Genomic DNA, 22,280 nt, shown 5'->3' with positions numbered 1-22,280 from the left:
TTGTGCGAGGTCTGGTTCACCGTTCCCGCCCTTCCGGGATCAGGACGGGTTTGACGACGCGGCCCGTCTCACAGTCGTGTTCGGCCTCGTTGATACCGGCGAGCGGATAGGTGCGGATCAGTCGGTCGAAGGGAAACCGTTCGGCCTGCCAGAGGGCGGTCAACCGCGGGATCAGCAGTCCGGGGACCGCGTCACCCTCGCAGATGTGGGAGATCCTGCGCCCGCGGTCCAGTGTTCCCGGCTCCAGCGGCAGCGCGGTGTGGAGCCGTGCCACCAGGCCGAGGTGGCCGTTCGGACGCAGCGACCGGAGCGCATCGTTGATCACTTTCACGGAGCCCGTGGTGTCCAGCGCGTACCGCGCTCCCCCGCCAGTCAGCCGCTGGATACGGTCGGGAAGACCGGCCGACGCGGCGTGCAGCGGAAGGGCGTGGAACCGCTCGGCCAGCGCCAGCCGTTCGGGGTGCCGGTCGACGGCCACGGTCACCGCGCCGGCGGCGTGCGCCGCCATCACCGCGGCCAGGCCCACCGCTCCCGCGCCGAAGACCGCGAGAGTGTCACCCGGCCCGACGCCGAAGGAGTTGAAGACCGCTCCGGCGCCGGTGAGGAAGCCGCAGCCCAGAGGTCCGAGCAGTTCGAGGGGCAGGGCGGGATCGACCCGGACGGCATTGCGGGCAGGGACCATCGCGTACTCGGCGAAGGAGGACTGGCCGAACCACCGAGGAGCCATCTCCGTGCCGTCGGCGTCGGTGAACCGGCCGGCCTTCTCCTTGCGCCCGCCGAAAAGGTTCAGCGAGGCGAAGGAGTCGCAGTAGGCCGGGGCCGCGCCCATGCAGTTGGGGCAGTGGCCGCAGGAGTCGAAGCTCAGTACGACGTGGTCGCCGACGTTCAGACCAGTGCGGGCGCCGCCCGTCTCCACGACGATTCCGGACCCCTCGTGACCGAGCACGGCCGGGAGCGGTGAGCGGCCCGCCGAACCACGGACCGCGAGGTCGGTCCGGCACATCCCGCAGCCCGCGATCCGGACCAGGATCTCGCCCTCGGCCGGCCCCTCCTTCAGCATCACCTCCTCGACGGTGAACGGGTCCTCGTACGAGCGCAGTACCGCCGCACCGAACTTCACTCCATGCCTCCTCGGGAAGCCTCCTCGGGCTGATGCACGACGAACGGGCTGAGGTTTCCGTAGAGACCCCACGGTCCGCCCGCGACGCCGACACCGCTCTGCCCGACACCGGCGAAGGGCTGTGCGAGGGACAGTTCGGCGTGGTGGTTGATCCACGCGGTTCCGCACTCCAGGCGGTCGGCCACCGCCGCGGCCCGGTCGAGGTCGCTCCCCCACACCGAGCCGCCCAGCCCGAAACCGGTGCCGTTGGCCGCCTCGACGGCCTCGTCGAGGGTGTCGTACGGGAGCACCGGCAGGACGGGGCCGAACTGCTCCTGCGTCACGACCGGGCTGTCGGCCGGTACGTCGGCGAGGATCGTCGGGGCGAAGAAGTACCCTGGCCGGTCCAAGCGGTGCCCACCGGCGGCGGCACGGGCGCCGTCGGCCAGGGCCCGGGCCGTGTAGCTCTCGACGCGGGCCAGTTGAGGGGCGTTGTTGACCGGTCCGAGCTGCGAGTGGGGGTCGAGGCCGGGCCCGACGACGGCCGTCTTCGCCCGGTCCGCCAGCGCCTCGACCACCCGTGCGTGGAGACGGGCCGGGGCGTAGACGCGCTTGACCGCCATGCAGACCTGCCCGCAGTTGCGGAACGCCGCCCAGAACAGCCGGTCCGCGCTCGCCTCCACATCGACGTCGTCCAGCAGGATGGCGGCATCGTTGCCACCGAGCTCCAGGGTGACCCGTGCGAGCGAGGCCGCCGCGCTCGCCGCGACGGCCCGCCCCGTGGCCGTCGAACCGGTGAAGGTGACGTGCCGGATCCCCGGGTGCGATGCGAGCCGGGCGCCGAGTGGCTCACGCCCGGTGACGATCGTCAGTACCCCCTCGGGCAGGGCGCTGGAGAGGACGGACCCCAGCAGCCGGGTGGCGAGGGGCGTGAACGGGGAGGGCTTGAGCAGCATGGTGTTGCCCGCGGCGAGCGCCGGCGCGAACTTCGCCGACGCGAGCTGCAGGGGGAAGTTCCACGGAACGATGGCGGCGACGGGCCCGAGCGGTCTCCACCGGAGCTCGCTGCGTACGGGGCGCCCGTCCGTGATCGGCTGGGGCCCGGCGTCCAGCTCGGCGAAGTAGCGGAGTCGGGCGGCGGTACGGGACACCTCCGCGTACGACTCCGTCAACGGTTTGCCCTGCTCACGGGTGAGCAGGGGGGCGAGATCGGCCGCCGCCGCCTCAACGGCGTCCGCCGCCGCGAGCAACGCGGCCCTGCGGGCGGCCGGGTCGGCCCGCCAGCCGCGCCAGGCCTCGTGGGCCCGGTCGACGAGCGCGTCCAGTCCGTCCGGCCGGTGGTCGGGAGCCTCGTCGAAGGCCTCGCCCGTCGCCGGATCGACGACGGTCAGGTCCCCACCCCGGCCACCGGGCCTTCGCGGGGAATGCAGGGAATGTCCTGTCACCACGGTGAGGGTCAGCTCGCCGTGGTGGCGGCCGCGTGCTCCCGGACATGCCGGTCCATCTCCGCCCGGAACGCCGCCACCAGGTGCGGCTGGATCCGGCCGGCGTTGCGGTCGCCGCCCTCGCAGACGGCACCGCGCACCCCGACGATGTCCGTCTCGATACGGGCCAGTTCGCCCAGGTCGCCGACCTTGACGCTGCCCGCCAGAGCCGCGAGGACTCCGGCGTCGTGGGCACGCCGCACGAACCGCGCGCATACGTCGGGCGGAAGGTGGTCGAAGAGCCCGGTACCGTCCTTGACCGCGGTGTCGAGCATGGCGGCGTCGCAGCCGGAACGGCGCGCGATGTCGGGCAGCGCGAGCGGGTTGACGCAGCCGACGCGGTGGGCGTCGGCGTAACCGGAGGCGACGACGAACGCGTCCGCCCGGTAGTCCTTCACCGCGCGGACGACCCCTCGCATGACGTCGACGGCCTGTTCGGGTGTCGTGCACCCGTAGAGGCCGACCTTGATGTAGGTGGCTCCGGAAACGGCCGCACCGAGCGCCGCCTGAGCCACCGTGCCGGGCTTGTACGGCACGTCCCCCACGGTGGCGGAGACCGGTTTGTCCGCCGGCACCGCCGTGCGGATCTCCCTGATGACCCAAGGGAAGTTCGCTCCGAGGGAGCCCTCGTCGGGCTTCTTGACGTCGACGATGTCGAGGTACTCGGCCGCCTTCGCGCAGTCGAGGGCCTCGTCGACACCGTCGGGAGAGATGAGCAGCAACAAGGTGGAGTCCTTCCCCTGCCTGTCCACCTGCCGAGGGCAGATGTGCGGATTCGCCTGGCTCACATGCGGTCCGCACATCATTTCCGTGGGTGCCGGGCATCGGCAGGGCGCGCGGAGTGACGAAAGGATCGTTGCCGCGACGTGCCCACGCCCCGCGCAACGCGCCGTCCGCGCCCGCCACTGAGCTGATGGAGGTCGGCCTGGATCCACCGTTCCCGAGTGTGCGGGAGGCCGGGTCCGGCGTCCGACACGCTCGTGCGCCGGACTCAGAACGGCATACGTCCCCTGGCCCGACGACCTGCGGAACCACTGCGCCCAAGAGCGCGCGAGCTGGAGCGGAAGGGCTTGCTGAACAAGCGTCCCAGCGGGCCGGGAGCCTTCGAGCCGGCCCGGGAACCGACGCCCATGGTGCGCTGAGCACCGTTCTGCGGATGGCGCGACAGTCGGGGCAGCAGGAAGGCGAGTACCGCCAGTACGACGCAGAGGACGATGATGCCTGCGATGACCATGTGATGTCTCCTGATTTCGGACCTCGGGGCTGCTGTCCGTGCCTCCCTCGTGCCCCCTGATGGCGGGTGCACGCGCGGTGTCTCTCCCGATCGGTCCACGCGTACCGGGCACACGGCGGCGCCCGCGCGTGCAAGAGAGGTGAGACGGGCGGTGACGGGTATAGGGAGGCCGTCAGGACACCAACTTCTCCCGTGAGGAACCGAGGATGACCGACGATGCCTATCTCGTCCTGCTGACCGGCACGCCCACGACACTCGGCACACCGCCCGCGGCTGTCGGAGACCTTGCCTGCATGGACACTCCTGCGGTCCGTGCGTGGCTCGACGCCCAGGGTGTCACCGCGTCGTCTCCCGGTCTGCGCCTGCTGCCGCCCGAGGAGACGTCAGGCATCCCGGAGGACGCCGAGCGGCTGCCCGTCCCCCTGAGCGAGGAGGAACTCAGCCGCGTGCGCCACAGTGTCGCGCCGGAGAGCGTCGCGCGGATGGAGGAGGAGTTGCTGGACTACCGTTCCCGCGCGGACGGCCGTGAGGCGCTCCTGACACGTGCACTCGCGGCCGGCGTGCCGGCGCACCGCGTCGCGGAACTGACCGGCGAGGAGTTGACCACCGTCAAGGCGATCGCCCACTGAAGGTAGTCGGTCACGGGGTGTGGGCCTGCTCCAGCTCACGCTTGAGGTTGCGCAGGGTCGTCTCGATGTTGCGGACCTGGAACTCGGCGAACGTCTTACCCGAGGTGACGAGCCGGTCGAAGGCGTTCGCCGCGAACGCGGGCCACGCACGCCGGTCGTCGGTCCACGTCTCCGTCACGCGCGTGCCGTCACCCGCTGGCTCGAAGCGGTACTCCCAGGTGGCGATCGGGCCGGGCAGGCGCGGGCGGCTCAGCCCGATCGCGTGGACGCGGAAAGCGAAGCGCTCCCCCGGCTCTGCCGCCGTGACCGTGCACCGCGTGACCCACTTGAACGCGCCGCGCTTGTTGCGCCCGACGAACGTCGCGCCCAAGGCGGCGCTCCCGTCCGTCGAGCCGGTCGTCGTGCCCAGATTCTCCGGGCTCCAGCGGCCCATGTCGCCGGGACGGCTCACGGCCAGATAGGCGGCGTCTGGCGAGACGTCGATGACGATGCTGCCGCTCACGGTGAATTTACGAGCCACTGCCTTGCCTCCGGCCGGGAACAGAGAAGGTTACTGTCGAGTAGGTGCATGCTACGCGCTGAGGTGACGGCAGGAGGTGCCGGCAAACGTCTGGCCTCTCGCCCAGCGCCCGGATCCTCCGGTGGCGGACTCGCCCGGGGTCCGTCCGCTACAGGTCGAACTCGATGTGCTCGATGTCGGTGAAGCGCACCTCTTCCAGGGCGCCGGCGCGGCGGCCGCCGTCCTGGAAGTAGGTTTCCTTGAGTGCTTCGGCGGCGATCTGCTGCAGTTGTCGGTCGCCGGCGCCCTGCTGTTGCGCGTCGAAGAGGCGGGCGGCGTACTGCGGCGGCAGCGCGACGGTCAGGTGCCGGATCCGGTCTTCGTCGGTCGATCCGATCGGCGCGCTGTAACCGATCCGGGCGCGGGTGTCGATGACGATGCCGTCGGTCGTTGCCGCCTTCTTCTTGGCCTTCGCCCGGATCTGTGGCTGCCACCGTGCCTTCACCTCGCGCTCCAGGCGCGCGGCGAGGTCGGGCCGCGGTTTCCTGATCTGGCCCTTCACGTACCGCTCGACGGTGCGCTGGGAGACGCGCAGCATCTGGGCGACGGCCCTGGTGCCCTTGAGCTGCTTGACCAGGTACCGCATCTGCGCGCCCGCGGTCTTGGGCGCCGGACGGGTGAAGGCTTTCTGTACCGCGGCGTCCAGGCCGTCCCCGAACAGGGTCATCGTCGCCCGCTCCTACTCTCCGTTGTCGACGTCGGTGACGGTGCCGTCCTTGATGTACCGGGCGAGGTTGAGCTCCGGGGCGTTGAACCGGTCGCGGACTTCCTCGCCCCACAGGACGCTCTGGGTGCCCTCGTGCTTGACCAGACCCGGGTTGACGCCGAGCTTGAAGCCACCCGGAAGCGGCTTGCCGTCCCGGTAGGGAAGGACGTCCAGCGGTGACTCGCCGTCGGCCGCGTACACGACGCAGTCGGAGAGGACCGCGACCGGGTACTCGCCGGTGAACGCCGCGTGCTTGACGATCTTGCGGTGCAGGTTGACCCTCGTGCGGGAGATGACCGCCGCACGGATGTCCGGCCGCCACGTCGGACGGGACAGGGCCCGCCACGGCTCGCCCGGCCGCCAGCCGTCCCCGCGCGGACGCTCGCGCAGTTTGCCCAGGCCGCCCTTCACCGTCGCCTTCACCGCGGACACGACGATCGTCAGTTCGGGGTCACGGGTGCGGTGGTCGGCCATCGCCGTGAGGAAGTCCTCCGGTGTCAGGTCGGCGTCGACGCCGAGGTCGGCCATCGTGCCGAGATAGGCGTCACGCAGCCGCTGGTACCAGTTGTCGAGATAGCGGCCGTTCTCGTAGCGGACGTACGCCTCGAGCGGGCGCACCGCGTAGCCCAGCTCCACGGCGTAGGCGACGGTCGGCGTCGCGTACCAGGCCGGGCCCTCGGGGTGCTCGCCCTTCGGGGTGAACGGGCTGGGCAGCAGACTGGCGTCCAGGTCCGCCCACTTGTCCTTGCCGGTCTTCACGCGGGACAGGTCGATGTGGGAGAGGTCCACCAGCCAGGAGCCGGGCAGCTTCGGGTCGAACACCGGCGCCTTGACGTGCGTGGGCGCCGAGAGGCCGACGATGAGGCCGTTGGCGCCGGCGGCGAAGGCCATGTTCACGTCGATGCCGACGAGGTTACGGCGCATGCATTCGTCGTCGGTGAGCGGCCGCGCCCAGTCATACGCTTCCTCGAACAGCTTCTCGCCCGGGCCACGCACGTGGAACCGTGGCAGATCCGCCAGGAGCGGGTGCCCGTCCGGAGCCTCGCACGGCGCGCAGTCCACCGGTTCCCTGCCCAACGAGCCGGGATTGTGCTCGGAGTGCCGGTTGCCGTCGGCGTCGGGCTCGGAGGCGCGGGTCGGCGGGTGCAGCGCGGTCATCAGCTCCAGGCCGGTCACGGCCGTGGAACCGCGCGGTGTCATCACCCGCGACGCGTACACACCCAGCACGCGGGCGAGTTCCGCCGGCGGAAGCTGCCCGGCGTTTCCCCAGTGACGGACGTCCAGGGCGTTCCACGACGGGACGCACAGTTGCACGCAGGCCCGCGCCGAGCCGGTGGCGGGGCGGTAGATCCGCGCCCACGGACCGAACCCGCGCTTCGTCAGCTTCCAGTCGGCGCGGGCCAGCTGCCCGATGACCTTGTGGCCCTCCGGGATCCGGCCGACGAGCCGCTCCTCGTCCGAGAGGGTGGTGGGGAGGCCGTATCGTTCCAGCGCGGCCTCGGTGAGTACCAGCAGTGGATCGGCGTCCTTACCAGGACCCGACAACTTCGGCTGCCCCAGCCTCGCCTCGCGCAGCGTCCAGTCCACCAGGGCCGGGATCGACTTGGCGGGCACGTCCAGGACGAGGCCGCCGGGGCAGTACGCCAACACCTGCCCGTCCACGACGTCGACGACCGCCAGGGGTCCGTGCTCGAACCGCGGGTCGGTGCCACCCTTTGGGGCCGCCCTCTCCGCGCCCGGACGACGCGACTTCGACGGCGGCCCGGGAGTACGCGTCGGCCGCGGCGCGGTCGCCGGGGCACCAAGGGGAGGGCGGCCAGGGGCGGCCCGGGTGTTTCCGGCAGGCGTCGGGGCCTCGCCCTCGGGCGCCGGCCCCGGGAACGAGGTCCGGGCGTCCGCGGGGGCGGGGTCGCCGGTGGCCACGGCAGGCGCTGGGACCGGGCCGGCCTGTTCTTCCTTCGCACTGGGCGCGGGGTAGAGCTCCGCGAGCTGCTTGAGCAGTCGCGCGTACGCCTCACGCTCCGGGCCTCGCGGCTCGGTCGGCTTCTTGGCCGACTCCCAGCCCGACACGGTCGCCCTGCGCACTTTCAGCGCGGCGGCCACTTGATCCAACGTCAGGCCGTGCGCGGTACGCAGCCGTTTACGCTCCTCCGCCGGTGGCAGCGGAGCGCGGGACGCGACCAGCGCGTCGACCGCGTCGAACAAGTCGGACATGGAGCACCTCCTGACCGACACCCTACCCGGCGTAGCGTACGAACTGCGTACCTACACCGTAAGTTCAGCGTACGGATCGGTTTTGCTCAGGAGTAGCAGTTCTGCGTGCTTCCCGGGTAGGAGCGTCTGTGCCGGGCGGTAGGGTCACGCGCATGTGGGAGGGGCTGGAAGCGATCGACTGGGCGGGGCTGGAGCACAACTACGGCTCCGCCGAGGACGTGCCAGGCCTGCTGCAGCGATGTGCGGGGCCGGATCAGTCGGCGGCCCAGGACGCCGCGTTCGAATTGCATCCCGGCTGGTCGCCGACCTGGGAGCGGCTGCTGCCCGAGGTGCTTGTCCTGCTGGCCGATCCCGAACCAGAGATACGGCGGGCCGCAGCCGACGTGGTCGGTGGCTGTGCCGGCCCCGGTGCTCTCACTCTGCCCGCGCTCCTGCGGTGCTGGCGGGCGGAGCGCGAACTGGTGACCCGCCTCGATCTGGTCCTCGCACTGGGTCTGGCGGTCCGGCGTGAGCCGGCCGGTGACCGGGCCGACGAGGTCGGCGCCCTCCTTCGCACCTTGCTCGCCTCTGCGGAACCACAGCTTCGTCTGGCGGCGGTGCACGCGCTCACGGCCCGCGACTCGACGCCTGCCACGACTGCCACGACGCGGCTGGGGGTCGTGCTCGACGCGGTTCGTGATCCGAGCGTCGAACTGTGGCGGCACACCAGTTCCGTGGAGAGCGGGGTGCGGGGAGTCCAGCACTGGACGTCGAGGCTCTTCCCAGGCGCCTCCCCCGCCTTCGCGATGGGGCTGATGGCCGACCATCCCGACGAAGAGCAGCGGATCGGCGCGCTGGCGCAAGCGGGCGGGCTGCTGTCGCAGTGGCGCTCACCGGCCGATGTACTGTTGCCGGCTGTTGTGGCTCGGCTCGATGATTCGGCCACCGAGGTGCGCTACCGTGCGGCCGAGCTGCTGGCCTGCTGCGGCCCCGCGGCCGCCGTCCACGCCGACGCGGTCGCCGCGCTGCTCGGCGACACCGCCACCCGGACGTCACGAGGCGGAGAGACGGTCGCCGACGCGGCCCTGTGGGCACTGGCCCGTATGAACGACCCGCGCTGCCTGCCGGGCCTGGCCGAGCGCGTGGCCGGCACCCCGTCCGGCTTCGCGTCAGCCGACGCCTTCACCGGCGGTGCCGGTGACGCCGTCCACCATCCGGCTCTGCCCGCCCTCTATGAGGTCCTGGCTCGCCTCCCGGACCATGCGGAGCTGCTGCTTCCGGTGATTTGCGACCGGCTCGGCCCCACTGAGGACGGTCGGCTGGTCGGTCAGCTCTGCGACGTACTCGCCGCGTGGGGATCGGCCGCCGCGGCAGCCGTACCGCAGCTGCTGGGCCTGCTGGAGGACAACCAGAGGTGGACCGCGGCGGCCACAGCCCTCGCCGGCATCGGCCCGGCGGGCAACGGGGGACGTGAAGCGCTACTGGCCCGGTCACTCGCCGGCGGAGCGGGCGCCGAGCTCGCCGCCTGGGCGTACTGGCAGGTCGGTGGAGAGCCGGGCCCAGCCCTGAAGGTGCTGGGGCCCGCCGCCACCGAGGGCCGCTACCCGCACCCTGCGCTGCGCAAGCTGGCCGACCTCGGCTCGCACGCCGCCGCTTTCGCGGGCCGCATCCGGGCAATGGACGAGGCAGCCGATCCCTGGACCAGAGCCGAGGCCGCGCACGCCCTGTGGGCCGTGACGGGAGACGCCGAGAGCGCTGTCCCAATCCTCCTCGACATCGTGCGGGACCTGGCCGACGGCACCTACCTGCCGGTCATGCTCCCCGCTGTGCGCCATCTGACTCGGATGGGCCGCGCCGCCCGGCCCGCGGTTCGCCTCCTGGGCGATCTCCCGGCAAGTGACCGGCGTATTCACTACTTCGGCGGCTGGCGCGCCTTCGCCGAGGACGAGGCCCTTCGTACCGCCGTCGACGAGTTGCTCGCCACGGCCGACTAGATAGGGTTCTCCCATCGGCGAGCTGAGCGCCGTGAACGGCCGTTCAGATCAGTTGTTGACGTCCTTGTTGAAGTCTTCGGCACACGCGTCTCGTTCGCTCTGCGTGTCGGCGTGCTGGACGCAGTCGTCGAAATCCTTGAACTCGTCCGAGTTGAGGATCGACGCACCGATCGCGATGATCACGGCGGATGCGATGACTCCCAGCACTCCGAGCACCGCGCCGACGATGGACATCTTGCCGTGTGGCGCTCTTCCGCCTCGTGCCTTGCGAGCTCCGACGATGCCGAGTATCAGGGCCAGGAGCCCGAGCACCACACCGCCGACGACGGTCCAGAAGAGAAGGACGGCCAGGATGCCGAGAACCAGTGCGGCGACAGCCAGCCCGTTACTTCGCCTTACGCCGGTGTCACGGTGCGTCTGCGAGGTCTCGGACGGGGTCGCGGGATGTTCCGGGAAGGACACGTCGTCACGCTCATCTCTTGTCTGGTTTCGGGGAGTTGCCGTACCAGCCAAGTGCCCCCGAGCGGACGACGAATGCCTCCTTCTCGTCCGGATACTCAGGAGCTCCCAGGGCGAGTCCTGGAGTCGGTCGTGCGGTTGCTAATCCTGGTACTGCGTCAGGTCGATGCCGAACATCGCGAGGTCGTAGCCGTGGACCGGGTGCTGTGCCGTCCCTTCGGCTTGCATGCCGAGCTTGTCGACCACGTTCACGGAAGCCCGGTCGATCGCCCGGCAGACGGCGACCACACGGTCCAGGCCACGATCCTGTAGGGCGAACTCCAGTGTCGCGTGCGCCGCTTCGGAGGCGTAGCCCTGCCCCCAGAACACCCGCCCGAGCCGCCAGCTGATCATCACCTGACCAGCGACCTCGGTCGGAGCGTCGGCGACGGACAGGCCAACGGCGCCCACCACCTCACCGGAGCCCAGGAGCTCGACCGCGAACATCCCGAACCCTTCCTCGTCCCATTCCTCGTCCCACGCCTCGATGTCCTCGGCCGTCTGCTCCAGGGAGCGCGGCCTGCCGTCACCGATTCCCTGCATCACCGCCGGGTCGGCATGAATCTCGGACAGGGGGACAAGGTCGTCGTCCAGCCATCGGCGCAGGACAAGACGCGGAGTTCGGATCTCGGTCATGATCCCATCTTCCCGCCGCGCGGGCGGGAAGGCGAACCGCGGTGCCGGGTCGTCCCGGGCGGGTGTCGGGAGGCTCAAGGCTGACCGGACGTCATGTGACCATCACGTGATTCACTCGTTTGAGAAGGCGGTAAAGGCAGATCCTCGGCCGTGAAGGGCACCGCCCCATGTCACTCCATCGATTTCGCAGCCCACTCGGCATGCGCGGGACTCGCGTTCAACAGACGGAGTCCGTCCTGCTTGAGCAGTACGGCTCCCTCGTACGTCTCGCCTACCTGGTTCTGCCGACTCCGCCCGGCAGGCATCATCGGATTCTGCTCGCCCACTCCCTGGTGCAGCGGGCCCTGCCGAAAGCCCGGCGAGCGCCCCGGGCGCCCGTATCACGAGGCGATGGCCCGGACGTCATCCTCGACGAGCTGCGCGTCGTCGTTCTCCGCGACGCGCTCCGAGACGGGCGCCACGGGCGAGGACGGGGACAGGGAGGTGTGATCCCCGCGTGGCTGCTGCCCCGGTTGCCGATCGTGATCGGGTTGCGGTTGTTTCCCCGGTCTGGCAGCGCCGAGGACATGACGGCGAGCCAGTCGCTGACGAGTGAGGAACCCACCACCCGAGCCGCATTCGTCCTGCGCCACCTGGACCGGCTCCCGGAAGGTGACGTACTCGAAGTACTCCGGGCCGCCGGGGCGGACGACCCCGTCGAGGCGTTGCGCAGGGCGGACCGGCTCCGGCTCGACACCGCCGGCGCTCCGGCGGTCACCGTCTCGTCCTCCCCGGGCCCCAGTGAGTTCGACGCGTGCACGGTCTGGGCACAGCCGACGGATCTCCTACGGCGCAGGCGGCGGGCACGGGTGGCGGCTGCGGGCGTGCTGGCCGGACTCGTCACGGTGACAACGCTCGTCCTCGCCGATCACGACGCTCCGACGCCCGACTCGGCGAAGCCCTTCTCGGCACCGGAATCCCAGCCCTTGCGCCGGACCCCGCCCGAGGTCTGGGCGGACACGTCACGCGTCGACTTCACCGCCTGGCCGGCCCGTGGCGACCGGACGCACGACGGCGATCTGCTCGCCCGCGCCCTTAAGACCTGGGCCCGCCCCGCACGGGGCGCGACGCACGTGTCGGTCAGCCCCGGCACACCCACGGATCCGCCGTCCGGTTCCCCGCAGCTGTTGTACGCGGGCGCAGTGGGCGGGCAGACGGTCGTCCTCCTGTACGACGGCCGGCGGCTGGCCAGGTACCAGGAGCCGGGGGGCACCGGCGAAGGAGACACCGCCCTGTCCGTGGCACTGGCCGACGACGCGGACGTGACCACGGCCGCCGCGGTCACCGTCGCGGCGGGCGATGGTTCGGCCCGGTACCTGCTCGCACCGTGGATCGCCGAGGCGGGCACCCGGGATCTGTTGGCTCCCGACAGCGCCGCACGTCCCCTAGACGTCTCGGCGGACGGCGTGACGGAGCCGGTGCCCGTGGCCCCGGCGGACTCCGCCTGCGCACGGCGTCCAGTCCTGCAACTGCGGTCGTCCTCACGCATCGTGGAGGACCACGCCTTCCTCCTCACCGATCTGGGCGGCCTCTCCCCCGTCCACCTCACCTACACTCCACTGCCTGGTGAGGAGGGTCCCCCGGCACGCCGGCCCCGGGAGGCGACCGGCAGCTCCGCCCTGGCGGCCTGGTCCCGGCTGGCCTGCCACCTCGGCGGTGGCACCGGTGACGCGGTCCGCTCCGTGAACCTCTGGGACTTCGCCGACCAGCGACTCCCCCAGGGCGGCGAAGACGCCGTGTGGTCGTGTTTCCGGGCCGTCACCTGGCGGGGAAGCGGTGACGTGACCGTCGGCCTGCGCGCCGAGGGCACGGCGCCGGCTCGGATCGTGGCCCGGGCACGGGACACGGCCGCGTGCAGCAGGTACGGCCAGCACGTCGTCGCCCATACCCGCTGGCGTTCACCGCAGGGCGACTGGTACGTCCTCGCGGCGGGGAGCCGAGCGGTGACGAGCCTCACGATCACGGGCGATGTGGCGGCCGAGTCCAACGGTCGCACTCTGGCGAAACGGGCCCGTGAGGACGCGGAGACGAGCGTTTCAGGACGGTTGACGACCGGGCGGGGGTTGTCGTCCCTGGCAGAGACGGACTCCGGCGAACCCAGGTGTAGCGGGTGTGACTGAACACCTGGCCATCGTGTCCGGAGGCGATACGCGGCCCAGCCCGGCGGCGCTGAGAACCGGCTCGGTCACTGGCTGCTCGGTGGGCTGTAGGGCTGGAGGAGCTGGTCGACGGGCGCGTGATCGTCGGTGAGCGGTCGGGCGTCGCCGATCCAGGAGGTCAGGTCGTCGCCGGTGATGATCTTCCAGCCGGTTTGCCGGGCATCCAGCGCTTCTTGGATCGCGCGGAGGCCGACCGGTCGGTCGGAGGCGAGCACCACCATGTTGCCGCCCTCGGAGGTCGTGGTGTTGGTGAAGCCGATATCAGTGGGTTCACCGACCAGGGCCACATGCTCGAAGATCTCACCGAGGGTGGCCATCTCGGCCCGCGCGAAGGCCAGAGCACCGTGATCGATGAGGTTGGCGACGTACAGGCCGTCCTCGTCGAGCACCCGCCGTACGTCCGTCATCGCCTCCACCGTGGTGAGGTGCCACGGGACGCTGACGCCCCCGAAGGCGTCGCCGACGACGAGGTCACGGCTGCCGGCGTCCAGTCCCCGCAGGGCGAGCCTGCCGTCCTCGGCGCGCACGTCGATTCCGGCTTCTGCTCGCAGACCGAGCTGGTCGCGGTTGATGCGTACGACCCCGCTGTCGATCTCGGACACGAGGCTGCGCGTGCCGGGCCGGGTGGCCGCGAGGTAGCGGGGGTAGGTGAGCCCGCCGCCGCCCAGGTGGTGGGCGGCGAGTGGCTCACCCTCCGGGAAAGCGGCGTCGACCACCGACGCGATGGCGCGTACGTAGGTGAACTCCAGGAAGGTCGGGTCGTCGAGGTCGACGTAGGAGTGCCGCAAGCCGTCCAGCACGAGTGTGCGGCCGCTGGGCCGGTCGGGATCCGCGACGACTGACGCGCAGTGGTACCTGGTCTCCGTGTCGCAGGCACCGGGCGCGACCCTGGTGGCGAGGCCGCCGGCGATGATCACGAAGACGAGGACAGCGGTGCTGATCCATCGACGCGTTCGCCACTCGACCAGCGCGGAGCCGACCACGAGCAGTGCGCCGAGCCCGATCAGGATGCCGCTGACAGGCAACCGCGACACGAGGACGAACCCGGTGAGAACGGTGCCGACGATGGCGCCGACGGTGCCGACGCCGGACAGCCGTCCGACAACCGTTCCGGTCTCGGCGAGGCTGGTGAGACGCAACTTGGTGACGATGGGCGTCACCGCGGAGAGCAGGGCCCCCGGCAGGAGAATCGTCAGCGACGCGATCAGCAACAGCAGCGCTGGGGCCCACTCCGCGGTGGAGCGCAGCACGGCGGGGGTGAGCGCCACGACCGCTCCCGACACCCCGAGCGAGGGGCCCAGCAGCCGGCGCGGATCGACGTGGTCGGCGATGCGCCCGCCCAGCCAGGAACCGAGGGCGATCGCGGTGAGGGCGATGCCGATCACCGTGGTGCTGGTCTCGAGGGTGAGGCCGAGGTAAGGAGCCAGTAGCCGCAAAGCGACGATCTCGACCACCAGGACCGCCGCCGACGACCCGAACACGAGCACGGCAGCCGCACGGGAGCCCAGGCCGTAGTGGCGGGGCGTGTCTTCGGTGGGCGGCGAGGAAGACGGTCCTGTCACGGGCGACATCCTTGCACGCGGCTCACCTGCGGACAGGAGTTGGGGAAAACCGGTCGCCCTGCCTCCCGGCTCGCCGGAGGCGAACTGGCCGGACGGGCGGTCCTGCGGTTGTGCTCGCCCAGGGGACGGCGGATTCTGTAGGGGACGAACGGGGCTGGTGTGGCGCCATGACTGTTTGGAACACGGACGACGGTGCTGACTTTCGTGGCCCTCTCGACGTCACCAGGGCGGCCACGATGGTCGTCGACGCCGACAACACGGTGATCGGGTGGAGCCCGGCGGCGGAGCGGCTGCTCGGTTATCAGCCCCAGGAGATCGTCGGCCGCCCCCTGAGCATGCTCCTGCCGGCCGGCTCCACGCCCTCTGTCCGCTCTCTCAGTCCTCACCTGCAGGGAAACGACATCCACACCGCCCGACACAAGGACGGGGTGGAGGTGATCGTCGCCATCGGGGTATGCCCCCTGCCAGGCGCCGGTACGGCGGCGCGCGTGCTCGTCGCGGCCGAGCTGAAGGATCTCCGGATGTGGGACTCCCGGCTGGCCCTGCTGAACGGTCTTGCCACCCAGTCACCCGTCGGTCTGGCCATTTACGACACCGAATTGTGTGTGACCTGGTGCAACACGGCATTCGAACGGGAAATCGGACGACCGTTCGCCGAGTTCCGCGGGCTTCGGGCTGATGAGCTGTACGCAGAGGGAAGATTCGTGACCAAGGGGCATCCGCCCACCCTTGACGCGGTCATGCACCACGTCCTGGATACCGGAGAATCCTTTCTGGACTTGCATTTCCAAGGTCGGCCGCCCAGCGATCCGGACAACGTCCACCTCTGGTCCTGTGCCTACTACCGACTGCAGGACGCCGACGGCCATGTTTTCGGAGTGTGCGAGGACGCGTTCGACATCTCCGATCGCTACAAGGCGCAGCGGCGGCTGGCCCTGCTCGTCGAGGCGGGCCTCGGGATCGGAAGCACCCTCGACGTGATGGTCACCGCCCAGAAGATCACCGAGGTGGCGGTGCCGGAGTTCGCCAGCACGGTCACGGTCGACCTGGCGAGCGAGGTGCTGGAGGGCGAGGTCCCGGCCATCAGCGGCGCGGCGCCCATGCCCCTCGTCCGGGCCGCCCGCTGCTCGACCGAGGAGGACGACGCCGGGAGGCCGGGAGCGCCGTCCTCCCCGTCACTCGTCTCGGATCGCTCGCCCGTGGAGTACCCGTCCGGTTCGCCGCAGGACCGTTGTCTGTCCTCCAGTGGGCTCGTACTCGAGAACACGACCCTGGTCGTGCCGTTGCGGGCAGGGGGCGGCATGCTGGGCCTCGTCACCTTCGTCCGCGGCGCCGACGCGGCCACCTTCGACGGCGGCGAGGTGGCGCTGGCCGACGAGCTCGTCGCCCGCACTGCCGTGTCCATCGACAACGCCCGCCGGTTCACCCGCGAGCGCACTGCCGCGCTGACCCTGCAACGCCAGTTGCTGCCGCAACAGTTGCCCGAGGGGTCGGCGGTCGACCTGGCATACCGGTACCTGCCCACGGACGACGTGACCGGGGTCGGCGGTGACTGGTTCGACGTCATTCCGCTGTCCGGGACCCGGGTCGGCCTCGTGGTCGGGGACGTGGTCGGCCACGGGTTGCAGGCGGCCGCCACCATGGGGCGGCTGCGTACGACCGTACGCGCGTTCGCCCAGATGGACATGGACCCCGTCGAGCTGCTGTCGCGGCTCGACGACCTGGTGGCTCAGTCGGCGGATGAGCAGTGGGGCGAGATGGGCATGCCGGACGGCACCCACGCCGATGTCACCACCGGGGCGACCTGTCTCTACGCGGTCTACGACCCGGTCTCGCGGCGCTGTGTCATGGCCAGGGCCGGGCATCTGCCACCGGCGGTCGTCGACCCGGACGGCCGGGTGTCCTTCCCGGATTTGCCGGCCGGTCCACCCCTGGGTCTCGGCGGCCTGCCCTTCGAGTCCACGGAGGTCGAACTGCCGGTGGGCAGCCTGCTGGGCCTCTTCACGGACGGTCTGGTCGAGGCCCGCGACCGCGACATCGATCACGGACTCGCTCTCCTGGGACGGGTACTCAGCGACCGGGGCGCGTCCCTGGACGAGCTGTGCGACCGGGCGGTGGCGGAACTCCTGCCGAGCGGGTCGACGGCGGACGACACCGCGCTGCTGCTCGTCCGTACCCGCGAACTCGACACCACGCAGGTGGCCGAGTGGGAGCTCCCCGCCGAACCGGTCACCGCGGGCCGGTTCAGGGACCTGACCACCCGGCAACTGCACCAGTGGGGTCTGGAGGAACTGTCCTTCACGACCGAGCTGGTCGTCAGCGAACTGGTGACCAACGCGGTCAGATACGCCGAAGGACCGGTCCAGGTACGCCTAATCCGTGACCGCACCCTGCTGTGCGAGGTCGCCGACACCGGCCACACGTCACCGCACCTGCGCCACAGCGGCGAGGACGACGAGGGCGGGCGAGGGCTGTTCATCGTCGCGCAACTCGTCCAGCGTTGGGGCACACGCTATTCCGGCTCCGGCAAGACCATCTGGACCGAACAGGCTTTTCCCGCGCGGGGATGAGGGGTTGCCCGGCGTACGAGGGCCGCGCGAACCCGCTGCCGGGGCAGACGTCGTGCCCCTGGGGGGGCGGGCCCCGGCGGCGCGCACGTCCGCACCGCCATGAGGGAGCCGAGTGGACGGAGTTCCGAGTCAGCCCCGACCGAGGACGCAGAACTCGTTGCCCGCCGGATCTGCCAGGACGACCCAGGAGACGTCACCCTGACCCACATCGGCCCGTACCGCGCCGAGGCCTTCGAGCCGGGCGACCTCCCTCGCCTGATCCTCGACGGGGTCGGACATCACGTCGAGATGGACGCGGCTCCCTACGACCTCGTCGTCGGGCGTGCGGCGGAACTCCAGGTAGGGCCCGACGCCCTTGACGGAGCGCAGCAGGGCGCGGTCGTCGGTCAGCTCGTGGACGGTCCAGTCGATCGCCTCGCCCCAGAACCGGACCATGGCCCGTGGGTCTGCGCAGTCGACGACCAGGGCGGCTATCGGCCCGGTGTCCCGGTAGAGCTCCCGGGGCTCCAGGACGCTGAACACGTTGCCTTCCGGGTCGGCCATCACCGTCCACGGCACGTCACCCTGGCCCACATCGGCGGGCGTCGCCCCGAGCTCTTTCAGACGTGCGACCAACTCCGCCTGATGGGCGTCGGAGGTGGTGGCGAGCTCGATGTGCACGCGGTACTTCACCGTCTCCGGGTCCGGGACGCGGACGAGATCGACGCAGACGGCGGCCGGGTCCGGCCAGTCGAAGCCGACGGGTTCCAGGTTGGTGACGCCGGGCCCTTCGCTGGAAACACCCCAGCCGAGCGCCCCCGCCCAGAACTGGCCGAGCGACGAGTCGTCCCGCGCCTTGAAGTTCACTTGAACAAGTTGCAGCGTCATGCCGCATACCCTAGGTGCTCCCCGTCGGGCAGGCGTGCGAGCCTCGGAGCGACGCCCACTCGGACAGTGCCGGCACGGTCACCGGCCCGGCAGTCCGCGGCGCCACCACGCCGGGTCGATCCGGCCCTCGTACAGGGGGAGTCCCAGGGGCTGCCGACCGTTCTCGCACGGATCCCAGACCTGGGTGAGACCCGCCGTGCTGCCCCCGACCGCGCGCGGCCGGCTTCGCACCAGGCCCGACATGGTTCCGGCCGACAAGGCGTGCTCTTCCCGCGGGATCCGAAACCACCTGCGCATGCGCGGCATCCGTGCGGTGATCCCAGTGCCGGCGGACCAGCGACACCACCGGCTGCGACGGGGAAGCCGGGGCGGCAGGCCTTCTTCGGACATGACGCCGCTCTTGTGCGGGTGAGGCAGTAGGCGCGCCCCTCCGCCAACTCGGCCGGTGTCGGCGCGTGACCGTCCTCGATGGCAGGTAGAACAACCAGTCGTGGATGCGGCGTCCACGAGGGCGACCACCGCCGTCTTGGACACCATCTCCGGCGGCGACGGTTCGTCGTACTGGTTTTCTTACGTATCCGTAGCGCCCGTGCCCGTATGTACGCGGGGGTGTCGCGGTCCGTAGGTTGCCGACGTCGGCCGAGTACGCCCCCGCGCGTGCCCCCTCCCCTCCGCTCCCCTCCCCCCTCCCCCCCGTCCAACCGTCCATCGCACCAGGAGCCCTGCCGTGGCCAACTCGGTCTTCGATCTGTGTCCCGTGGCGTCGAGGACGGTGTCCTTCGTCCTTCCCGCGGTGCCCTCGGCCGTCCCCGAGGGCCGCCGCCGTATCCGTACGACTCTGCGCTCCTGGGGCCTCCGCCTGGGCGACGACTCCAGCCGGGCAGTCGCCGTGGCCTGCGGCGAGATGCTCGCCCGGGGCGTGCGGCGGGCGGCCGGGGATCCGGCGGGGCAACTGACGGTGGGCGTGGATGTGGAGGGCGACCAGCTCATCCTCGACGTGCTCGACGGCGCCCCGGCGCCCTGCCACGCTCGGCGTCCGTCGCCGGACGAACACGACGAGGACGGCTGGGGTCTCGTCCTCGTCGACGCCCACTGCACCGCCCACGGCTCCGAGCGCACCCCTGGGGGCCGTCGGCGCTGGGCCGTCATCACCCTTCCCTCCGGGGCGCTCCCGGGCATCACGCTGGACGCGGAAGGCCTGGGAAGCGTGCGCTGGATGGTGGAGCCGGCCGGCGCCGCCCTTGCCGCGGCGGAAAGCCCCATGGTCAAAATGTGCGAAGAGAACGTGCCCTTCGCCCAGGGCGCTCGCCCTGAGGAGGGCTGACGCGTCCTCGGCCGATCGGGCCGACGGAAAGCGATGGTCGACGACATGGCCGCTGTGCAACGGTCTCCCTGGCTCACTCCCCTGTGTCTGGCGCTCGGGGGACGCGGCTCGGTCCTCGTTCTCGTGGAAGGTACCGCGGGCCTGGGGAAGAGTCGTGCGCTGCACGAACTGAGCGGCCGACCGGAGGCCGCCGAGGCCCGTCGGGCCCTGTGGCGGTGCGGTGCGGGGGAAGAACCGCCGGAGACGGGAGGGGGTCCCGCCCTCCTCCTGGTGGACGACGCGCACCGGGCGACACCGCAGGAGAGGGAGTGGCTGCGCGGGGTACTGGAGCGGCCGTGGCAGGGGCTGGCGGCCGTGGTGGCCTACCGTCCCGAGGAGTTGGGCTCCGCCGGTCTGCCGCTGGGCGCGCCCGCCGTCTCCTATCCTCCCGGTCTCGCCGTCTTCCGGCACCGGCTGCGCGCCTGGGGAGTGGACCGGGTACGCCGGGCCGCCTCGGAGGCCCTGGGCGAGCGTGCGACGCACGAGGCCGTCACCCGGCTGTACGCGTGTTCCGGCGGGGTGCCGCAGGTGGTGGCTGACCTGCTGTGCACGCTGCGCGCGGGCACGGGTCCCCAGTGCACGGCCGCCGACGTGGACGCGGTCGGCGTTCCGGTCAGGCTGGCCGAGCTGGTGCTGAGCCGTACCGACGCGCTGGCGGCCGCGGACCGGCCCGTCGTATGGGCGGCCGGAGTACTGGGCGAGCCAGCCACCCGGGACGAACTGCTGTCCGTGGCGGGGATGGGCCTTGCCCCGGGCCGTGAGGCGTTGCTCGCGGCCCTGGCCGGCGCGACGCTGTCGGAGGTGTCGGAGGGGCGCTACGGATTCTCCGTGCCGCTCGCCACGACGGCCGTGCGCGAGCGGATACCCGGGCCGCTCCGCGAGGAACTGCACGGGCGGGCGGCGCGGGTGCTCGCCCGCCGCCGACCGGTGCCGTGGGCGGAGGTGGCCCGGCACCGCAAGTCCGCCGGCCGGTGCAAGAGCTGGCTCAGGGCGGTGGAGAAGGCCGCCCGGACCGCGGTGGAGGGGGGCCGTCACCAGGAGGCGATCGGTCTCCTGGAACGGACGCTGGCGGTGCGGGAGGTCCCGGCGGAGTACCGGGCCCGGCTGGCACCGCTGCTGGCCCGCAGCGCCGTCATCGGGCTTCGCTCGGACCAGACCGTGGACGTTCTCTCCCAGGCCGTCCGCGACCCCGGCCTGCCGGTGGACGTTCGGGGTCAACTGCGGCTCGACCTCGGTCTGATGCTGGCCAACCAGGTCGGTGACCTCGCCGCCGGGATGCGCGAACTGGAGGCGGCGGTCGAGGAGCTGGACGAGGTGCGTCCCGCGCTCGCCTCACGGGCGATGGTGGCGCTGGCCATGCCGGAGTGGCCGACGGGGACGCTGGCGGGGCACCGGGAGTGGCTGCGCAGGGCCGCCCGGCTTGCGCACGTCGGCGGCGATGACGTCGCGCGGGCCGCCGTCGCCGCCAACCATGCCTCGTTGGCCGTCGCTTGCGGTGACCCGCAGGCCCGGGAACTGGTGACGGCCCTGCCCGTCGACAGTCCGCCGGCCGGTTGCCGGGAGCACGCCGCGCGGGGGCTGTGCAACGCCGCGGACGCCGCGCTCTGGACGGGGTCCTACCAGTGGGGCAGGGAACTGCTGTCCGCGGGGCTGGACCTCTCGGCCCGTATCGGTGCTTCGTACACCGAGCAGACGGCAGAGGGCACCCGTCTGCTGCTGGACTGGTGGACCGGACAGTGGACCGGTCTGGGCGAGCGGTGCGAGCGGTTCGTCGCGACCATGGCCGACATGCCCGTGGTGGCGGCGGACGCGCACATGGTGCGGGGCATGCTGGCCTTCGCCCAGGGAGACTGGACGCAGGCCGTGCACTGGCTGACCGCCCTCGGGGCGCCCGCGCCGGAGTGCACGCGCATGCCACTGGCCGCGGCCACGGCCGGAGCCCTGATCCGTCTCGCCCTGGTCCGCGACGACTTGCCGGCCGCGGCGGACCAGGCCCGGGCGGCCTGGACAGCCGTGGCGGACAAGGGCATCTGGGCCTGGGCGGCGGAGCTGGCGCCCTGGGCCGTGGAGGCGGTGGCCCGGGCGGGGGACACGGCAGCAGCCCGTCGCATGGTCGCGGAGTTCATCCAGGGCCTGGAAGGATACGAAGCGCCGGCCGCCCAGGCCGCCATCGCGTGGAGCCGGGCCGCGCTGGAGGAGTGCGAGGGCCGCCTGGAGGAGGCGATCGGGCCGTACCGGGAGGCCGCGGCCGCCTACCGGAAGCTGCCCCGTCCGTACGCCTGGGCCTTGACGACCGAGGGAGCGGCACGATGCTCGCTCGCCGACGACGCGCCCGACGCGGTGGCCCGGGACACGGCGGACGGCGTGGCCGGTGAGGGCAGGAAGCACACCCAAACCGTCGCGTCGTTGCGGCGCTGCGTCGAGGAGTACACCGAACTCGGCGCGGTCTACGACGCCGCCCGGGCCCGCACTCTGCTGCGCTCCCACCAGCCCCCGGAGGTGCGCCGGCCGGGCCGTCCCGCATTCGACGACCAGCTCTCCCCCAGGGAGCGCGAGGTGGCTGAACTCGCGGCCCGTGGACTGATGAACCGTGAGATCGCGGTGGTGCTGCACCTCTCGCCCCGGGACGGTGGAACAGCATGTCGCCCGTGCCATACGGAAGACGGGTGCCCTGTCCCGCCGTGACCT

At 71.5% G+C, this 22,280-nt stretch carries 17 protein-coding genes and 1 pseudogene; 7 read left to right on the top strand and 11 right to left on the bottom strand.

The window, feature by feature from the left end; genetic code table 11:
• Nucleotides 1–16: 16 nt before the first annotated feature.
• From ACFCZF_RS26695 to ACFCZF_RS26680, 4 genes are all read right to left on the bottom strand, one after another.
• Complete coding sequence (locus tag ACFCZF_RS26695) at nucleotides 17–1,120, bottom strand: NAD(P)-dependent alcohol dehydrogenase (protein WP_376673783.1); 1,104 nt, start codon at nucleotides 1,118–1,120, stop codon at nucleotides 17–19.
• The gene (locus tag ACFCZF_RS26690; protein ID WP_376673782.1) at nucleotides 1,117–2,544 is read right to left on the bottom strand and encodes an aldehyde dehydrogenase family protein; all 1,428 of its coding nucleotides are present in this window, start codon (nucleotides 2,542–2,544) and stop codon (nucleotides 1,117–1,119) included. The genes ACFCZF_RS26695 and ACFCZF_RS26690 overlap by 4 nt, the downstream gene beginning before the upstream one ends.
• Nucleotides 2,545–2,555: 11 nt before the next feature.
• Nucleotides 2,556–3,308, bottom strand: a complete 753-nt coding sequence (locus ACFCZF_RS26685) for a (5-formylfuran-3-yl)methyl phosphate synthase (RefSeq protein ID WP_376673806.1) — start codon at nucleotides 3,306–3,308, stop codon at nucleotides 2,556–2,558.
• Nucleotides 3,309–3,574: 266 nt separating this feature from the next.
• Nucleotides 3,575–3,817 carry a DUF6411 family protein gene (locus ACFCZF_RS26680; RefSeq protein WP_210958462.1) on the bottom strand — a complete coding sequence of 81 codons (243 nt, stop codon included), beginning with the start codon at nucleotides 3,815–3,817 and terminating at the stop codon, nucleotides 3,575–3,577.
• 206 nt (nucleotides 3,818–4,023) lie between these two features.
• On the opposite strand from ACFCZF_RS26680, the gene ACFCZF_RS26675 reads away from it, so the two are divergent.
• Nucleotides 4,024–4,446 (top strand): DUF6003 family protein, encoded by a 423-nt coding sequence (locus tag ACFCZF_RS26675; RefSeq protein WP_375908878.1) that lies wholly within the window; start codon nucleotides 4,024–4,026, stop codon nucleotides 4,444–4,446.
• A 10-nt stretch (nucleotides 4,447–4,456) separates the two neighbouring features.
• On the opposite strand, the gene ACFCZF_RS26670 is transcribed toward ACFCZF_RS26675, so the two are convergent.
• The 3 genes from ACFCZF_RS26670 to tap all read right to left on the bottom strand — a co-directional run bounded on the left by ACFCZF_RS26670 (nucleotide 4,457) and on the right by tap (nucleotide 7,925).
• A complete protein-coding gene (locus ACFCZF_RS26670) occupies nucleotides 4,457–4,966 on the bottom strand; it encodes an SRPBCC family protein (protein ID WP_375908880.1) in 510 nt (169 codons plus the stop codon).
• Between the two features lie 148 nt (nucleotides 4,967–5,114).
• Nucleotides 5,115–5,672, bottom strand: a complete 558-nt coding sequence (gene tpg, locus ACFCZF_RS26665; RefSeq protein WP_376673781.1) for a telomere-protecting terminal protein Tpg — start codon at nucleotides 5,670–5,672, stop codon at nucleotides 5,115–5,117.
• 12 nt (nucleotides 5,673–5,684) lie between these two features.
• Complete coding sequence (gene tap / locus ACFCZF_RS26660; RefSeq protein WP_376673780.1) at nucleotides 5,685–7,925, bottom strand: telomere-associated protein Tap; 2,241 nt, start codon at nucleotides 7,923–7,925, stop codon at nucleotides 5,685–5,687.
• A gap of 152 nt (nucleotides 7,926–8,077) precedes the next feature.
• Between tap and ACFCZF_RS26655 the strand changes: the two genes are divergently transcribed.
• Complete coding sequence (locus tag ACFCZF_RS26655) at nucleotides 8,078–9,898, top strand: hypothetical protein (protein ID WP_376673779.1); 1,821 nt, start codon at nucleotides 8,078–8,080, stop codon at nucleotides 9,896–9,898.
• Nucleotides 9,899–9,946: 48 nt separating this feature from the next.
• Here ACFCZF_RS26655 and ACFCZF_RS26650 read toward each other — a convergent pair whose 3' ends face one another.
• Nucleotides 9,947–10,360 carry a DUF4190 domain-containing protein gene (locus ACFCZF_RS26650; protein ID WP_376673778.1) on the bottom strand — a complete coding sequence of 138 codons (414 nt, stop codon included), beginning with the start codon at nucleotides 10,358–10,360 and terminating at the stop codon, nucleotides 9,947–9,949.
• Between the two features lie 138 nt (nucleotides 10,361–10,498).
• Nucleotides 10,499–11,032, bottom strand: a complete 534-nt coding sequence (locus ACFCZF_RS26645) for a GNAT family N-acetyltransferase (protein ID WP_376673777.1) — start codon at nucleotides 11,030–11,032, stop codon at nucleotides 10,499–10,501.
• Between the two features lie 485 nt (nucleotides 11,033–11,517).
• Between ACFCZF_RS26645 and ACFCZF_RS26640 the strand changes: the two genes are divergently transcribed.
• A complete protein-coding gene (locus ACFCZF_RS26640; RefSeq protein WP_376673776.1) occupies nucleotides 11,518–13,191 on the top strand; it encodes a hypothetical protein in 1,674 nt (557 codons plus the stop codon).
• A 65-nt stretch (nucleotides 13,192–13,256) separates the two neighbouring features.
• On the opposite strand, the gene ACFCZF_RS26635 is transcribed toward ACFCZF_RS26640, so the two are convergent.
• A complete protein-coding gene (locus ACFCZF_RS26635; protein ID WP_376673775.1) occupies nucleotides 13,257–14,792 on the bottom strand; it encodes a fused MFS/spermidine synthase in 1,536 nt (511 codons plus the stop codon).
• Nucleotides 14,793–14,959: 167 nt separating this feature from the next.
• On the opposite strand from ACFCZF_RS26635, the gene ACFCZF_RS26630 reads away from it, so the two are divergent.
• Entirely contained in the window at nucleotides 14,960–17,362 is a 2,403-nt protein-coding gene (locus ACFCZF_RS26630; RefSeq protein WP_376673774.1) for a SpoIIE family protein phosphatase, read from the top strand.
• A 129-nt stretch (nucleotides 17,363–17,491) separates the two neighbouring features.
• On the opposite strand, the gene ACFCZF_RS26625 is transcribed toward ACFCZF_RS26630, so the two are convergent.
• Nucleotides 17,492–18,229, bottom strand: a complete 738-nt coding sequence (locus tag ACFCZF_RS26625; RefSeq protein ID WP_376673773.1) for a VOC family protein — start codon at nucleotides 18,227–18,229, stop codon at nucleotides 17,492–17,494.
• Between the two features lie 217 nt (nucleotides 18,230–18,446).
• Between ACFCZF_RS26625 and ACFCZF_RS26620 the strand changes: the two are divergent.
• The 3 genes and pseudogenes from ACFCZF_RS26620 to ACFCZF_RS26610 all read left to right on the top strand — a co-directional run.
• Nucleotides 18,447–18,614: pseudogene (locus ACFCZF_RS26620) on the top strand (IS5/IS1182 family transposase); the annotation flags it as partial.
• A 342-nt stretch (nucleotides 18,615–18,956) separates the two neighbouring features.
• A complete protein-coding gene (locus ACFCZF_RS26615; RefSeq protein ID WP_376673772.1) occupies nucleotides 18,957–19,553 on the top strand; it encodes an ATP-binding protein in 597 nt (198 codons plus the stop codon).
• A 45-nt stretch (nucleotides 19,554–19,598) separates the two neighbouring features.
• Nucleotides 19,599–22,277 carry a LuxR C-terminal-related transcriptional regulator gene (locus ACFCZF_RS26610; protein WP_376673771.1) on the top strand — a complete coding sequence of 893 codons (2,679 nt, stop codon included), beginning with the start codon at nucleotides 19,599–19,601 and terminating at the stop codon, nucleotides 22,275–22,277.
• Nucleotides 22,278–22,280: the final 3 nt, after the last annotated feature.

Origin of the sequence: Streptomyces sp. NPDC056296, from assembly GCF_042268605.1 — a bacterium.
GTDB lineage: Bacteria > Actinomycetota > Actinomycetes > Streptomycetales > Streptomycetaceae > Streptomyces.
Note: the sequence above shows the minus strand (reverse complement) of the source record. Positions and strands in the feature narration are given on the sequence as shown.